Here is a 602-nt window from a genome sequence, read left to right as displayed (position 1 = left end):
AACGAATCCCCGGATAACGGAACAGATCCCAGGTTCCTCCCATGGCCTTGCGCCGCTCAACAATAGCAAAACGCTGGTCCGGGCAATCCTTGCCAAGATGACAGGCCATGCCGATACCCGACAGCCCTGCACCGATTATCAGGACATCCACATCATTACCGGTGTGTTCATTATTTTCGGCATGCTTGTGCTGGCTAACCATGAGAACGCTCCCTTAAACAGCCGGTCAAATCATCACGTAAAGAGTTCCTTTACCGTTCACCATCCCATTGCCAACAACCACAGGCAACCGACTTTTTCTGCCTGCCCCGTATCCGCCAGGTCACGCAGCATGCATCCACGGAATGGCCCTTGCATTTTTACGTCCAAAGTAATCATCAGGCCGTTTCCAAGTCTATACAAAGCAGTACTTGGCCCCATTCCATAAGGGGTATAGCGTTAAACGAAAAGCAGAACAAAGGTGGCACCATGGCATCAACAGACTCAACCACCACACTCCCTGACTGGCACGACGGGAAACGTTACCTTTGGTTACTCAGCCCGGCGATCCCCGTGCTGGCTGTTTCGTTTCTTCTCATTTATCTGTTTATCTGGCCCTGGCC

Annotated in this window: 1 protein-coding gene; it reads right to left on the bottom strand. The window is 51.8% G+C overall.

The genetic code is table 11. The annotated features are described in order from the left end of the window. The coding region (locus A3730_RS09905) for an NAD(P)-binding protein (protein ID WP_156501127.1) at positions 1–202 on the bottom strand (202 nt) is incomplete at its 3' end. Positions 203–602: the final 400 nt, after the last annotated feature.

This window comes from Alcanivorax sp. HI0044, assembly GCF_001634945.1.
This window is presented reverse-complemented; position numbering and strand designations above follow the sequence as displayed.